The organism is Streptococcus sp. SCPM-O-B-15304 (M98) (assembly GCF_058200215.1).
This window is the reverse complement of the sequence record NZ_JBYQGQ010000013.1, coordinates 25,118-39,665: the sequence shown is the minus strand read 5'-3', so window position 1 is coordinate 39,665 and position 14,548 is coordinate 25,118. Positions and strand designations below refer to the sequence as shown.

The following is a 14,548-nucleotide window of genomic DNA, read 5'->3' as shown; positions in this document are numbered from 1 at the left end:
CTTTTCAGTTTAATAATTTTTGATCAAATCTACAGTAGAGCGATCTAATTTTTTAACCAAGGCTTGTAGGAAAGCTTGAGCTTCTAAGAAGTCATCCATGGCATAAAGTGTTTGGTGTGAGTGGATATAACGGGCACAAACACCGATTGTTGTAGATGGAACACCACCATTTTTCAAATGAGCTGCTCCTGCATCTGTACCACCTTTTCCACAATAGTATTGGTATTTGATTCCAGCTTCCTCAGCAGTTGTCAAAAGAAAATCTTTCATGCCTGGGAGAAGCAAGTGACCTGGATCATAGAAACGAATCAAGGTTCCATCACCAATCTTCCCTTGACCACCATAAACATCACCTGCTGGTGAGCAATCCACTGCAAGAAATACTTCTGGATCAAATTTTGTTGTAGATGCATGGGCACCACGAAGTCCAACTTCTTCTTGGACGTTAGCACCAAGATAAAGTTCATTTCCTAGTTTTTGGCCTGACAAGTTTTCAGCCAACTCGCTAACCATGAGCACACCATAACGGTTATCCCATGCTTTTGAGATAATATTTTTTTCATTAGCAGTTAGGATTGCGCTACTATCTGGAACGATTGTATCTCCAGGACGGATACCAAAACTTTCAGCCTCAGCCTTATCTGCAAAACCACCATCAAAAACGATATCTGAAATAGCTGGCATGGTTGGTCCACCTGTGCCACGAGTCAAATGTGGAGGAACTGAACCTGAAATTACTGGAATCTCACGTCCTTCACGTGTAAAGAGTTTAAAGCGTTGGCTGCTGACAACCATAGGGTTCCAACCACCAATGCTGACTACTCGGAAGGTTCCGTCTGGCTTGATTTCACTAACCATAAAACCAACTTCATCCATGTGAGAGGCTACCAAGACACGAGGTGCATTTTCAACTTCTGAGTGTTTAACCCCAAAAATACCACCCAAGCCATCAGTCACAACTTCATCCACGTGAGGGGTTATTTTTTCACGAAGATAAGCGCGAACAGGTGCTTCATGACCTGAGATAGCGGAAAGTTCTGTTACTTCTTTGATTTTAGAAAATAATGTTGTCATTTCTATCCCTTCTTTCTTTCAACCATTTTACCACTTTTTATAGGATAAAGGTAGTGGAAATCAACATTTTACCAAGTAACTTACTCTTACAACAATAAAAGAATCACAAATGTGATCCTTCTTCTCTTGTATTTCGCTTTAATGAAAAGTAGTCTGGTACTGGATCTTTACCCGTTTCAGACCAAGGATGGCAACGTAATATCCTAGCCAAGCCCATCAAAACTCCCTTGAATCCATGTTTTTCAATAGCCTGAATCATATAGTTTGAACAAGTAGGCTCAAATCTGCAAGACGGTGGAAAAGCTGGCGAGATAAAGCGTTGGTAAAAGCGCACTGGCGCAATTAAGATTTTTTTCATTATTTATTATTTGTTACAGCCATGGTGTGTAGTTGGCTGATTTCTTTTTTATTGAGACGGCGTGATTCTCCTGGACGAAGTCCTGTCAAGTCTAGATGACCAAAACGAGTTCGAGAAAGTTTATCTACTTGGAGACCAACCGCTTCAAACATTTTTTTGACCTGGTGATTGCGTCCCTCATGGATTGTCAACTGTACAACTGAACGGTTTTTAACTGGATCTACTTTAAGAATCTCATAAACAGCTGGCTTGGTTTTCTTGCCATCAATCTCAACCCCTCGAGTCAAGGGACGAAGATTTTCTTTGTTGGCAATTCCTTTCACACGCGCAACATAGACCTTGTCAATCTCATTACGAGGGTGAATCATCTCATCTGTAAAGTCTCCATCATTGGTCAAAATCAAAACTCCAGACGTATCCCAGTCCAAACGTCCCACAGGGTAGATACGCTCTTTAACATTGGGTAAGAGATCTACAACTGTCTTACGACCCTTGTCATCTGTCACACTGGAAATCACTCCGCGTGGTTTATTGAGCAGATAGTAGACCTTTTCTTCGTTATAGATTGGTTGTCCTTCAACTTCGACCTTGTCGCCTGACTTGATAGTAGTCGCTAGTTCACGCACTACTTGGCCATTGACAGTTACCAAGCCTTGCTTGATCAACTCTTCTGCTTTTCTCCTACTGGCCACACCTGCGTGGGCAATATATTTATTGATTCTCATCTTCTTCTATCCTTTCACCAAATAATTGGCTTTCTTGTGCTTGAATATCAAGCTCATCAATCACGGGCAACTCTTCCAAATGGTTAATGCCCATGTAATCTAGGAAATAATCCGTCGTTACATAGAGATTAGGGCGTCCAAGAACCTCTTTTTTCCCGTCTTCTTTTATCAAGTCAAAGGCTTGCAACTTAGCTAGCGCTCCACTTGAATTAACCCCCCGAATAGCATCGATCTCTATCCGTGTGATAGGCTGCTTGTAAGCAATGATGGACAGGGTTTCAAGGGCAGCTCGAGATAGGCTCTGGTTGATGGGTGCCTTAGAGTATTCTTTCAAAACACCTGCAAATTGAGCCTTGGTTACCAATCTATAAGCACCACCTGTCTCAATCAAGGCTAGACTAGAATCCTGGTCTTTTTCATACTTTTTGGCTAATTTTTCTAGACTCTGCTGAATCCCAGTCGGTGGCAAAGAAAGGAGCTCAGCCAACTGGCGAATCCTAATCCCCTCTTCACCCGCTACAAACAAGAGCGCTTCTATTTCTGCTAAAGTACTCATATTTCCTCTCTATCAAGATCGACTCTGCTCTACTTGATTTTCCTCATTCTTTTTCAGGAGATAGATATCTCCAAAGCTCTCTTTTTGAATTAAGAGAATTTCTTGGGTTTTAATCAACTCCAAGGTCGCTAAAAAGATCGTGATAACCTCTTGTAAATCCTTGGTTTCTTTAAACAAATCCTGCAAGCACAATTGCTCTCCGTCAACCAAGGCTTCTCGAACGATAACCATCATATCCTCAATCTTATACTCATCTCGTAAAATGGTTGTATGATTTTGCGAGAATTCTTCTTTTTTCTTGGAAAGCAAGTTTGAAAAGGATAAGAAAAGATCAATCGTCGTCTTATCATGGACAAGTTCAGCATCCTCATAAATCAGCTCTGTAGGTGCTTTCGAGTAATACTGAGCTCGTTCCTGGTGCTTCACTTCCAAACGCTCTCCCAAAAGTTTAAACTTGCGGTATTCTTCGATTTGAGAAAGGAGGTCCTGCTCTAGGTCATCCTCTAGGTCTGTCACTTCTGCAACCTTTGGCAAGAGCTTGCGACTCTTGATTAGCATGAGTTGGCTAGCCATAAGCATGTACTCACCTGCGACTTCCAAACGCATAGCTTGTAATGTCGAGATATAGGCTAAATATTGCTCGATAACCTCTGTAATCGGCACATCATAGATATCCATCTGGTACTTTGAAACCAAGTGCAAAAGAAGATCCAAAGGCCCTTCAAAATCTTTTAATTTAATATCCATTATCTATATTTTTCCAAGGTCATGACTGTCTTTAATCCTAATTTTTTAGCAATTTCGTACAAGTCAACCTTTTCTTCGATTTGTCTTAATATAAACTGTTCTCTCAATCCTTGGGCAGATAAGTCTGAAAAACCTTTTTCCTTTAGAAAGGCTTCTAACTGACGAAAGGCCCAATGACGGGAGTATGGCTTCCCAGCTTTTTCAAAGAGGTAGGTCTGCCCCATCAAGGGTTCTAACTCCGCAAGCAGGTTTGTGGGAAGGCTCAAGATTCTTTGTTGAGAAGCTTTATTGACTCTCAACACTTGAAAATCTAGGTTCACATCACTTGTTTTTAAGGCTAGAATTTCACTTGGTAAGAGGCCCAATTCAACTATCAATAAAGCTATTAAACGTCCCTCTGGATAGGCACTTTCTGGCCAGAAAGAGCTGAGGTCTAAAAGTTCTGACTGAACTTGCTTTTTCTCAGCTTGTTTCGGCAATTCTAAACGATAAAAGGTACCAATTTCCCCCTTCTGGTATAAAAAGTAAAGAAATTGATTGCAAGCAGAAACCTTACGCTTTTGGGCACTGATTTTAAAATTTGATAGTTGAGCTTGGTAGATTTTTAAACTTGTCTCAGAGATTCGTTCTCCAATCAAATCTAAAAACTGCTCCAAGTCATACTTATAGGATTGCTTAGAATTTACAGACAAACCTTGTTTTTCTTCTAAAAATGCTGAAATTCCTTCTCTCATTTGCTTCGAATCTCATATCCCTTACTAAAGTCATGCAAGAGAGCATTGACAGCCTTAAGGATTGATTTCCGTGTGATAATGCCTTGGAAGATACCATCCTTGTCAACGACTGGTAGAAAAGACTCATCCACTAACTTATGTAAAACATCCGTCAGTGTATAGTCTGGACTGACAACTGCTACGTCCTTCTTGGTCATATGTACAATATCCGTGTCTGCCATAGCTTCCTGACTCAAGCCCTGCTCCATCTGGTAGGCCAGAATGTCTCTAAGTCCAATGGTTCCGACAAATTCTTTCTCATCAGTCACTACTGGCACTCTGGTATAGGTCATCTGGCTAAGGAGGAGAATTGCATGATCTGCATTGTGGCTATCAATGAGTACAGCCAAATTTTCAGCAGGAGTTAAAAAGGTTTCCTCTTGCTCCAGTAAAAACTGTTCAAACTCCTTGGCAATCATCGAGCAAACTCCTTGGATAAACCTGGATAGACCTCATGGTTACGTGTCAAAAAGTCCACTTTAAAGTAGCTATCATCAATCTCTACACGGGCATAGAGACATTCTCTGATGGTTCCACGTGGCTGACTGATAGAACCAGGATTTAGGAAGAGGGTCTTTCCTTCCATCCAAGCATTTGGAACATGCAAGTGCCCATAAAGACAGATATCTGCGTCTTCCTCTTGGGCCCAAAAATCAAGCTTTTGGAAATTGAAGTTAATATCAAACAAATGTCCATGAGTCTGGATAATCTTGGTAGGGCCCAGTTGAGTCACCAAACGTTCTGGATAATCTGAATAAAAGTCCATGTTTCCTCTGACTACTTGGATTCCTTCCCAGAGTGGTGAGTCTGGGCGAAGTTCCGAGTCACCATCGTGAAAAATAGCATCGACTTTCCCCAGATAGCGGTCACGGATTTCTTCTACAATCAAGCTATCTCCGTGGGAGTCACTCATTACAATGATGGTTTGCTTTGCCATGATGGAAATACCTCCAAAAGTTTCTTAACGGCTAAGGCACGGTGGGATTGACTATTTTTTTCTTCGAGGGTTAATTCAGCTGATGATTTGCCAGTTTCTCCTACTAAGAAGAGCGGATCATAACCAAAGCCATTTTCACCCTTAGGTTCAAAATTAATATAACCTGGCCAGTCAGCTTCGACAACCAAGCTTTCCTTACCTGGGCTAGCTACGACCAGGGTTGTATGGAATTGAGCTGAACGGTCCTTGAGTTCAAAGACCATAGCCAACTCATGCAAGAGTTTAGCATTGTTTTCTTGGTCAGTAGCCCCTACTCCTGCAAATCGAGCCGACCAGACACCTGGTAATCCACCGAGGACATCAACTTTAAGACCAGAGTCATCAGCTAAAACCATCTTGCCTGTTAATTTAGAGATGGTTTCTGCCTTAAGGCGAGCATTTTCTTCGAAGGTCATGCCTGTTTCTGCTACTTCAGGTAGGTCTGGATAGTCATTAAGGTTCTCCACATCATAACCAAGTTTGTCAAAAATAGCTCGAAATTCCTTGGTCTTACCTTCGTTACGAGTCGCAATCAACAAGGTTTCTCTGACCTTATTTGTCTCAAAGAAATCTTGAACGTTGACTCCTTCTTTAGGCAATTCGACATGCAGAAGTTGACCATTTTCAACTAAGAGCAAGGCACCTTGACGTTGAATGACTTCCAAGTTTCGATTCGCTTCTTGGTTGAGAATATCTACCACAAAGGAGAGTAGTCGATAGGCTGAACCATATCGTAAAACGGTGACTGAAAGTGGAAAGCCTCGCTCCTCATCTCGAAAGATTTTGGCTAAATCAAACAAAGGAAACGCTAAGTCATCATCCGTCAAAGTCCGAATGCCACCAAAAACACTGTAGGACCCGACATACCAGTCCTGGTTGTCCTTGTATTCATAAATTTTGTTTGTCATAATGTTACATGCTCCACATGAATCTCTTTTTCCAGCCATTCTGCTCCTATCTGGGCAAAACTTTGGCTATTTGCAGTTGTATAAAAACGGTGTTGAAGGGGCGCCGCATCTCGGCTACGGTTAATCTCAAAGTAATTGAGCAAGACTGAGATATCACGTACACACTCAGCTCCACTATCGATCAGCTGAACCTTAGGCCCCATGACATTTTGGATGATAGGTCTAAGGAGCGGATAATGGGTACAGCCTAAAATCAAGCTATCTACTTTTCCGACTAAGGGACGCAAGGTTTCATAAACGACTTTCTTGGTCACACTGGTCGATAGGGCTCCTGACTCGACCAAGGGAGCAAACTTAGGGCAAGCCAAGCTTTCCACTTGTAAATCTGGGTCTAGATCATGAATCTTTTGTCGATAAATATCTGATTTTACCGTCATTGGAGTTCCAATCACACCGATTTTCCCACCCTGACTTGCTTTGATAGCTGCTGATGCACCAGGCAAAATCACACCCAGCACCGGAATATCCAACTTAGCTTTAATCTCTTCCCAGACGACTGCCGTTGCTGTATTACAAGCAATGACAATCATCTTAACATCCTTGGTCAAAAGAAAGTTGACCAGCTGCCAAGTATATTCACGAATCTGCTCAGCAGGACGGGGACCATAGGGAGCCCGTGCCGAATCTCCAATATAGACGATTTCTTCATGAGGAAGCTGGCGCATGAGTTCACGCACAACCGTCAAGCCCCCGACACCCGAATCCAAAAAACCAATTGGTCGATTATCCATACAGTCTTCTTTCTAGTATTTTTTCTGATTGATAGTTCATTATCATTACATTTCTTCCTGAAATTTCTGACAGACTGGGTAGTTCCCGACTGTCTCCCTCTTAATCATAATCAAATATCAATAGAATGCAAGGAAAAAGTCTTGTCTCTAAATATCAGTCAAACATAGTGAGAAGTCTGGAACTTTCATCCCAGACTTTTCCTATTTATTTCTTTTTATTGTTAGCAAGGGCTGCTTTTTGTTGGCGAATGATTTGGTGGTAAACTTGTTGTACTTTAGCTTCGCTTGGCTTTTGACCGTTTGCACTCAACAGAGTACGAACTGCTTCTGCGTTCAAACGTGGGTTATCCGCAAATTCTTTTTCGATTTGCTTGCGCACCAAGTACATACCTCCAAGAGCTCCTCCTAGAAAAGCTAAAAGAATCAATACAATTGCTAAAATAAGGTTCATAACATTTCTCCTGTTTCTTTTTGAATCTTCTATATTATACCATAAAGTCCCACGCCTGACTAGTTTGAGTTACGCTTTCATAAGGGTTGGTAATTACTCAGATTATTTTTTATCTCTGATCTTTTTCAATAGACTTAAAAAGAACTAAAATTTGGTAAAATAAGTCCATTTTTCCTGAAAGCCCTTGCAATAGTTTTGTTTATTTGTTATATTAAGATTATCTGAAAAAAATCACACATATTTCTGCAAGACTTATTTTTTTAAAAGAGAATGTATGCGCTTACAGATTTGAGAAAGGAGAATTTTGTGGATAAGAGATATTGGGAAAAATCCTGTAAGTATAGCATCCGCAAACTAAGTGTCGGAGCTGCCTCTGTTTTACTTGGTGCTGTTTTTTTAGCAGCACAGGGTGTAGCCGCTGATGGTGTCGAGATTCCGGAAAGTGAGGCAACCATTACTGAAACCTCTGCTAAACCGGATACCAAAGTTGAGGAAGTTGTTACTTCTAACACAGAGACTCAGCCTGTAGCTGAATCAGCTGAAAAGCAAACAAACCCAGGGACAGAACTACCTCAAACTAGTAGTCAGTCAGAGACAAGTGCTACTACCGCCCCTGCTGACAATAAGGAGAGCGAGAAACCAGAACTTCCTGTGAACAAGCAAGAACATTACGAACTACATTACAACCAACCAACTGCTCCTTCCTATGATGGATGGGAAAAACAAGCCCTGCCAGTCGGAAATGGAGAAATGGGTGCCAAGGTTTTCGGACTCATCAGTGAAGAAAGAATCCAGTACAACGAAAAAACACTTTGGTCTGGAGGCCCACAGCCAGATAGTCAAGACTACAATGGAGGAAACTACAAGGACCGCTACAAAGTCTTAGCAGAAATCCGTAAGGCCTTAGAAGACGGAGACCGTCAAAAAGCAAAACGCCTAGCTGAAAGAAATCTCGTTGGGCCAAACAATGCCCAATACGGTCGCTACCTAGCCTTCGGCGATGTCTTTATGGTCTTTAATAACCAGAAGAAGGGCTTGGAAAATGTTACTGACTATCATCGTGGCTTAGACATTTCAGAAGCTATCACAACTACCTCCTATACCCAAGACGGGACAAGCTTCAAACGTGAGACCTTCTCTAGTTATCCAGATGACGTCACTGTTACCCACTTGACTAAAAAGGGAGATAAGACCCTTGATTTTACGCTTTGGAATAGCTTAACAGAAGACCTAATTGCTAATGGACAGTATTCTTGGGATAATTCTAAATACAAACAAGGGACTGTTAGCGTTGATTCTAATGGTATTTTGCTCAAGGGAACTGTCAAAGACAACGGTCTTAAATTTGCCTCTTATCTTGGTATCAAGACAGATGGACAAGTCACTGCTCAAGATGGCTATTTGACAGTTACAGGAGCAAGCTATGCAACACTGCTACTCAGTGCCAAGACTAATTTTGCTCAAAATCCGAAAACCAATTACCGCAAGGATATTGACGTAGAGAAAACTGTCAAATCTATCGTTGAAGCTGCTAAAGCCAAAGACTATGAAACTCTGAAAAATGATCACATTAAGGATTACCAAAGCCTTTTCAATCGTGTTCAATTAAACCTCGGTGGTAGCAAGTCTAATCAAACTACAAAAGAAGCTCTTCATACCTATAATCCAACAAAAGGCCAAAAGCTAGAAGAACTCTTCTTCCAGTACGGACGTTACCTCCTCATCAGTTCTTCTCGTAACCGGACAGATGCACTTCCAGCAAACTTGCAAGGAGTCTGGAACGCTGTAGATAATCCACCATGGAACTCTGACTATCACCTCAATGTCAACCTACAGATGAACTACTGGCCTGCCTACATGAGCAATCTTGCTGAAACTGCCAAGCCAATGATCAATTATATTGATGATATGCGCTATTATGGTCGTATCGCTGCTAAAGAATACGCAGGTATCGAATCCAAAGAAGGTCAAGAAAATGGTTGGTTGGTTCATACCCAAGCAACGCCATTCGGCTGGACAACTCCTGGTTGGAATTACTATTGGGGCTGGTCTCCTGCTGCCAATGCTTGGATGATGCAGAACGTCTATGACTACTACAAATTCACCAAGGATGAAACTTATCTTAAAGAAAAGATTTATCCAATGCTCAAGGAAACAGCCAAGTTCTGGAATTCCTTCTTGCACTACGACAAAGCTAGTGACCGCTGGGTTTCTTCTCCATCCTACTCACCAGAGCATGGAACTATCACTATTGGGAATACCTTCGACCAGTCTCTAGTTTGGCAACTTTTCCACGACTACATGGAAGTAGCTAACCATCTGAAAGTGGATCAAGACCTTGTAACAGAAGTTAAGGCTAAATTCGATAAGTTAAAACCACTTCATATCAACCAAGATGGTCGTATCAAGGAGTGGTTTGAGGAAGACAGCCCTCAATTCACAAACGAAGGTATTGAAAATCACCACCGTCACGTTTCTCATCTGGTCGGACTCTTCCCTGGTACCCTATTTAGCAAGGATCAACCTGAGTACCTTGAGGCTGCGCGTGCTAGCTTGAATCACCGTGGAGATGGTGGTACTGGATGGTCTAAGGCTAATAAAATCAACCTTTGGGCTCGTCTCCTAGATGGAAATCGTGCCCACCGTTTATTGGCTGAACAGCTCAAATCTTCAACCCTAGAAAACCTCTGGGATACGCACGCGCCTTTCCAAATTGATGGTAACTTTGGCGCAACCAGCGGTATGGCAGAAATGCTCCTTCAGTCTCACACAGGTTATATCGCACCATTACCAGCCCTTCCAGATGCTTGGAAAGACGGGCAAGTTTCTGGTCTTGTAGCACGTGGCAACTTTGAAGTCAGCATGAAATGGCAAGAAAAGAATCTTGAATCCCTCACCTTCCTTTCAAATGTTGGTGGAGATTTGGTTGTAGACTATCCAAATATCGAAGCTAGCCTTGTTAAGGTTAACGGTAAGGAAGTGCAAGCAAGCCGCATCAAAGACAACCGTATTCAGCTTGCTACCCAAAAAGGCGACGTCATTACCTTTGAAAACTTCCCTGGACGTGTGACTCGTTTGACAGCTGTTCGAAAAGATGCCATGACGGCTGAACTTGACTTTAACCCAGTCAAGGGAGCAAGTCATTATGTCATCCGACGAGAAAGCAAAGATGAAAATAGCCAAGCTTCTACCCTACGTGAGTTTATCACCAACCGAACTCACTTTATCGATCGCTCAATTGATTCTAGCCATGCCTATACCTATACTGTTAAAGCTATGATGGGCGAACGTTCAACACCAGTTTCAGATCCTGCTTCTATTGATTCCTTTAGTGAGTTGGTAGATGACCGTGACAAACGCATCCAGTACGGCTCTGCCTTTGGAAATTGGTCTGACACAGAACTATTTGGTGGAACAGAGAAATACGCTGATATCTCAAATGGAAATTATTCTGATAAAGATGCGACTGCAACCATTCCATTCAATGGACCTGGTATTGAAATTTACGGTCTCAAGTCATCTCAATTGGGACTTGCCGATGTTAAAATTGATGGCAAATCTGTTGAAGAACTTGACTTCTATACAGCAGGAGCAACTGAAAAAGGTGTATTGATAGGACGTTACACAAATCTATCCTCAGGTCCTCATTTGATGACCATCACTGTTAAGCGCGAGCACAAAGGACGTGTCAATGAGCGTGCAAAAATTTCTCTTGATTACTTCAAGGTTTTCCCAGGACAAGGAGAAGCTGTTGAGAAGATCGACGACCGTGACCCTCGTATCCAGTATGGTTCCATGTTTAAGGATTGGAGCGATGCAGAGCTCTATGCTTCTACAGAGAAGTATGCCGACATCAACGCTGATGATAGCCTCGCTTCTGAAGCCATAGCAACCATCCCATTCTCTGGAACAGGTATCCGAATCTATGGATTAAAAACAGCATCACTAGGCAAGGCACTTGTCACACTGGATGGCAAAGAGATGCCAGCCCTTGACTTCTTCACTCCAGGAGCAACAGAAAAAGGTGCTTTGATTGGCGAATTCACAAATCTAGCTGATGGTGATCACGTCCTAACTTTGAAAGTAGATCCAGATTCTCCAGAAGGGCGAAAGAAAATCTCTCTTGATTCCTTTGATATCTTAAAAGCACCATCTGTGTCTCTCGATAGTCCAAGCCTTGATCCTATTAAGTCCAAAGATAAGACTGTTACCTTAACCCTACCAACTGGTAATTGGGATGCTGTTGCTGTGACCTTCCCTGGTATCAAAGATCCTCTTCTACTCAGAAAAGTCGATGACGACCATCTTGTTACATCTGGCGAACAAACGGTATTAACCATCAAGGATAATAAGGTACAACTGGATATTCCTGAAACTACAGATCGTAAAGCTGGCAATCCGATAGAAGCTTATGCTATCCAAGGAAAAACAATCAGCAGCTCTGTTGTAACAGTATTTCCTAAGGATGAAACCAGTCCAGTGGAAGAAAAAATTCAAACAAGTAAAGGGGATGAGCCTGCTCCAGTAGTAACCATTCCTGAGTACACAGATCCTATTGGTACTGCTGGGGAGCAGGAGCCACCTACTGTGGAAAGACCTGAATACACTGGTCCTATCGGAACTGCTGGGGAGCAGGAAGCGCCTACTGTAGAAAGACCTGAATACACTGGTCCTATCGGAACTGCTGGGGAACAGGAAGCGCCTACTGTGGAAAGACCTGAATACACTGACCCCATCGGAACTGCTGGGGATCAAGAAGCACCTACTGCGGAAAGACCTGAATACACTGGTCCTATCGGAACTGTTGGGGATCAGGAGGCACCTACTGCGGAAAGACCTGAATACACTGGTCCTATCGGAACTGCTGGGGATCAGGAGGCGCCTACTGTAGAAAGACCTGAATACACTGGTCCTATCGGAACAACTGGGGATCAGAAAGCACCTACTGTGGAAAGACCTGAATATACTGGCCCTATCGGGACAGGTAGTGGTCAAGCCGCGCCAAGTAACACAGTTCCTGAGTTTAAACTCAAAGTATTGAAAGACAAGACTACAAGAGTTCAAGTTATCAGTGGAACAACTGAACTAGGAGGCGCAAGCTACCTCGACAGTCAAAAAGTTGAAAACAAAGAACTCTTGGGCAAGAAATACGATGCTTACACTCTTCAACTCAAGGATAAAGATGGACAGCCAGTTCAAGCCAAAGGTGCTGTACTCGTTCGACTACCAGTATCCGGTGATATTCAAGAACTCTATCAATTAACTTCAACAAATGAATTAAAACCACAAGAATTCACCATTCGAGACGGTATGATTGAGTTTATTACTTTTGACGTGAGCACTTACGCTATTGTTTACAAGACAGAAGGCTCAACTGTTAAACCTGTCCCAGCTCATACGGAAGAAAGAAACCTAGAAACCACAAAACCATTGGTTGAAAGTAATGAAGCCAATGATCAGGTTTCTACGAATGACAAACAACTCCCAGCCACAGGTGAACAAGCTAGCCCTCTCCTCTTTATGGCAAGTCTCAGCCTAGCCTTATCGGCTACCTTCTTACTAAAAGGTAAGAAAGATTAATACTCTTCGAAAATCTCTTCAAACCACGTCAGCTTCGTCTTGCCGTACTCAAGTACAGCCTGCGGCTCGCTTCCTAGTTTGCTCTTTGATTTTCATTGAGTATAAATATTGTCCCCCTAGGAATATAGATTTATTCCGCTATAAAAAAGGATGGAAAATCATTCCATCCTTTTTCAATTTCAATAATATCCTACAAACCAAATCCTGTTCACATCTTTTGCAAATGATTTGATGGGGTAGATTATCGATAGAACAAGTCTTGATGTTCTATCGTTTTTTTACATCCACTACTTCCGTTTTCTTGCGATCAGATGAATCGGTGTCCCTTCAAAGACAAAGGCCTTGCGAATTTGATTTTCCAAGAAACGCAAGTAAGAAAAGTGCATGAGTTCTTCTTCGTTGACAAAGATAACAAAGGTTGGTGGTTTGGTTGCCACTTGAGTCGCATAGAAAATCTTGAGGCGTTTTCCTTTGTCGGTCGGTGTTGGATTGATGGCGATAGCATCCATAATCACATCATTCAAGACAGCTGATGGAATACGGGTATTTTGACTCTCGCTGATTCGCTTGATCATCTCAGGCAACTTGTGGAGACGTTGCTTGGTCAAAGCTGATACAAAGATAATCGGTGCGTAAGGCAGGTATTGGAACTGCTCACGGATATCTTCCTCCCAGTTTTTCATAGTATGGTTATCTTTTTCAAGAGTATCCCACTTATTGACCACGATAATCATCCCTTTACCAGCTTCATGGGCAAATCCAGCGATACGCTTGTCATACTCACGAATACCTTCTTCGGCATTGAGGACCATCAAAACTACATCTGAACGGTCAATAGCACGCATGGCACGCATGACAGAGTATTTCTCAGTATTTTCATAGACTTTACCAGATTTACGCATACCAGCAGTATCAATCATGGTAAACTCTTGACCGTCAGCATCTGTAAAATGAGTGTCAATGGCATCACGAGTAGTACCAGCGACAGGGCTGGCAATGACGCGATCTTCTCCCAAAATGGCATTGATCAAGCTAGATTTTCCAACATTTGGACGTCCAATCAAGCTGAATTTGATAACATCTGGATTTTCTTCTTCAACTTCATGTGGGAGATTTTCCACAATAGCATCCAGCACATCCCCTGTCCCGATACCATGAACAGATGAAATCGGTAGCGGTTCACCCAATCCTAGAGCATAGAAATCATAGATATCATTTCGCATCTCTGGATTGTCAACCTTGTTAACGGCTAAGATAACTGGTTTATGAGTTTTATAAAGTTTACGGGCAACGTATTCGTCCGCATCTGTAATTCCTTCTTTACCAGACACGACAAAGACGATAACATCTGCTTCTTCCATGGCAATTTCTGCCTGGTGTTTGATTTGTTCCATAAACGGAGCATCGACATCATCGATCCCCCCAGTATCAATCATACTAAAAGAACGGTTAAGCCACTCACCTGTGGCATAAATACGATCTCGCGTTACACCTTCAACATCTTCTACGATTGAGATGCGCTCTCCCGCGATACGGTTAAATAGGGTTGATTTCCCAACATTGGGACGTCCCACAATGGCAACAGTTGGTAAGGCCATGTTTTCTCACT

At 42.3% G+C, this 14,548-nt stretch carries 13 protein-coding genes; 1 reads left to right on the top strand and 12 read right to left on the bottom strand.

The annotated features are described in order from the left end of the window. Positions 1-9: 9 nt before the first annotated feature. From pepA to AC3E7H_RS08145, 11 genes are all read right to left on the bottom strand, one after another. Positions 10-1,074 (bottom strand): glutamyl aminopeptidase, encoded by a 1,065-nt coding sequence (pepA, locus tag AC3E7H_RS08195; RefSeq protein ID WP_248034840.1) that lies wholly within the window; start codon positions 1,072-1,074, stop codon positions 10-12. A 103-nt stretch (positions 1,075-1,177) separates the two neighbouring features. After that, positions 1,178-1,432 carry a membrane protein insertion efficiency factor YidD gene (gene yidD / locus AC3E7H_RS08190; RefSeq protein WP_045762655.1) on the bottom strand — a complete coding sequence of 85 codons (255 nt, stop codon included), beginning with the start codon at positions 1,430-1,432 and terminating at the stop codon, positions 1,178-1,180. Further along, entirely contained in the window at positions 1,432-2,157 is a 726-nt protein-coding gene (locus tag AC3E7H_RS08185; RefSeq protein WP_016466836.1) for a pseudouridine synthase, read from the bottom strand. Before AC3E7H_RS08185 ends, yidD begins: the two co-directional genes overlap by 1 nt. Continuing rightward, positions 2,144-2,713 carry an SMC-Scp complex subunit ScpB gene (gene scpB / locus AC3E7H_RS08180; protein WP_414261082.1) on the bottom strand — a complete coding sequence of 190 codons (570 nt, stop codon included), beginning with the start codon at positions 2,711-2,713 and terminating at the stop codon, positions 2,144-2,146. Before scpB ends, AC3E7H_RS08185 begins: the two co-directional genes overlap by 14 nt. Before the next feature lie 12 nt (positions 2,714-2,725). Beyond that, positions 2,726-3,460, bottom strand: a complete 735-nt coding sequence (locus tag AC3E7H_RS08175) for a segregation/condensation protein A (RefSeq protein WP_490676360.1) — start codon at positions 3,458-3,460, stop codon at positions 2,726-2,728. After that, on the bottom strand, positions 3,460-4,194 hold the full coding sequence (xerD, locus tag AC3E7H_RS08170; protein WP_490676359.1) for a site-specific tyrosine recombinase XerD: 735 nt from the start codon (positions 4,192-4,194) through the stop codon (positions 3,460-3,462). Before xerD ends, AC3E7H_RS08175 begins: the two co-directional genes overlap by 1 nt. Beyond that, positions 4,191-4,652 carry a cyclic-di-AMP-binding protein CbpB gene (cbpB, locus tag AC3E7H_RS08165; protein ID WP_414269429.1) on the bottom strand — a complete coding sequence of 154 codons (462 nt, stop codon included), beginning with the start codon at positions 4,650-4,652 and terminating at the stop codon, positions 4,191-4,193. The genes xerD and cbpB overlap by 4 nt, the downstream gene beginning before the upstream one ends. Then, positions 4,649-5,170: a metallophosphoesterase gene (locus tag AC3E7H_RS08160; protein ID WP_004251713.1), complete on the bottom strand. Its 522-nt coding sequence runs from the start codon at positions 5,168-5,170 to the stop codon at positions 4,649-4,651. The genes cbpB and AC3E7H_RS08160 overlap by 4 nt, the downstream gene beginning before the upstream one ends. Continuing rightward, the gene (locus AC3E7H_RS08155) at positions 5,146-6,117 is read right to left on the bottom strand and encodes a nucleoside-triphosphate diphosphatase (protein ID WP_490676358.1); all 972 of its coding nucleotides are present in this window, start codon (positions 6,115-6,117) and stop codon (positions 5,146-5,148) included. Before AC3E7H_RS08155 ends, AC3E7H_RS08160 begins: the two co-directional genes overlap by 25 nt. Then, on the bottom strand, positions 6,114-6,908 hold the full coding sequence (gene racE / locus AC3E7H_RS08150; RefSeq protein WP_049503242.1) for a glutamate racemase: 795 nt from the start codon (positions 6,906-6,908) through the stop codon (positions 6,114-6,116). The genes AC3E7H_RS08155 and racE overlap by 4 nt, the downstream gene beginning before the upstream one ends. Before the next feature lie 205 nt (positions 6,909-7,113). Beyond that, on the bottom strand, positions 7,114-7,359 hold the full coding sequence (locus tag AC3E7H_RS08145; RefSeq protein WP_001048970.1) for a YneF family protein: 246 nt from the start codon (positions 7,357-7,359) through the stop codon (positions 7,114-7,116). Positions 7,360-7,665: 306 nt separating this feature from the next. Between AC3E7H_RS08145 and AC3E7H_RS08140 the strand changes: the two genes are divergently transcribed. Then, complete coding sequence (locus AC3E7H_RS08140; RefSeq protein ID WP_490676357.1) at positions 7,666-12,939, top strand: SIALI-17 repeat-containing surface protein; 5,274 nt, start codon at positions 7,666-7,668, stop codon at positions 12,937-12,939. A 287-nt stretch (positions 12,940-13,226) separates the two neighbouring features. Here the strand turns inward: AC3E7H_RS08140 and der are convergent, their stop codons facing one another. Continuing rightward, a complete protein-coding gene (gene der / locus AC3E7H_RS08135) occupies positions 13,227-14,537 on the bottom strand; it encodes a ribosome biogenesis GTPase Der (RefSeq protein WP_414267794.1) in 1,311 nt (436 codons plus the stop codon). Positions 14,538-14,548: the final 11 nt, after the last annotated feature.